Genomic DNA, 1,001 nt, shown 5'->3' with positions numbered 1-1,001 from the left:
GCCGGTCACTTTCGTCGGGCGCGACGCGCACGACTACTCGGTCTTTACCGGCTCGCTCGGCGCGGTCTATCGCCTGACCGATCAGGTCGCCATCGCCTCCAATCTCGGCCGCGGCTTCCGCGCGCCGAGCCTGTTCGAGCTCTACGCCGATGGTGTCCACGGAGGCGTGGCCGCGATTCAGGAGGGTGATCCCAACCTGGAGCCAGAGAAATCCATCAACGTCGATCTGGGCCTGCGCTGGAACACCCCCCGGCTACAGGGCAGTGCAACGGTCTATCGCAACGCCATCAGCGACTATATCTATCTTCAAGATACCGGTCGGTCGCGCAACGGCCTACCGATCTTCGCCTACCAGCAGGACGATGCCTTGCTGACCGGACTCGAGCTGCAAGCCAGCTGGCAGCTGACCGATCAGCTTGAGCTGAGCGGCGCTTTGGATCTGGTGCGGGGCACCAATGACCGCACCGACGAGGATCTACCCTTGCTGCCCGCCGACTCGCTGCGGCTCGAGGCGACCTACTGGTTTGCCGAGCGCGGGCCGATTCGTGAGCCCTATCTGACCCTCGGCATGCGCCATGCCGCGGCCAAGGATGCCGCGCCCGGCGAGCCCTTCTCGCAGTTCGATCTGCTGCCGTTTGGGACCGCCTCGACCGATGCCTATACGCTGGCGGATCTCGATCTGGGCTTTGCCTTCCGTGCCTTCGGCAACCGTCTGGCCCGGGTCGATCTCACGGTTCGCAATCTGTTCGATACCGAGTACCGGGATTTTCTCGATACCTACAAGGGCTATGCGCTGAGCCCGGGGCGGGATATCCGGGTCAGCTTGAGTGTGCCTTTTGGGGGATGATGCTTGATGCTGAGATTGGGCGACATCTCAGAGACGTGATGGGAGCGCTGATGCCCGCGAATCTGCGCGCATGGCGATTTGCCGGTCATCACAGAACATCGCTCAGCCCCAACGCCAGCAACGCCGCAAGCGCGAACAGCAGCGGCAAGACCGC

General features: G+C 63.4%; 1 protein-coding gene. It reads left to right on the top strand.

The annotated features are described in order from the left end of the window. On the top strand, window positions 1-847 hold an 847-nt coding region (locus tag VBE63_RS30185), incomplete at its 5' end, for a TonB-dependent receptor (protein WP_323686651.1). Between the last annotated feature and the right edge of the window lie 154 nt (window positions 848-1,001).

This window comes from Lamprobacter sp., from assembly GCF_034860625.1.
In the GTDB taxonomy this organism is placed as follows: domain Bacteria; phylum Pseudomonadota; class Gammaproteobacteria; order Chromatiales; family Chromatiaceae; genus Lamprobacter.
The sequence above is the reverse complement of the archived record's forward strand: the minus strand, read 5'-3'. Positions and strand labels throughout refer to the sequence as shown.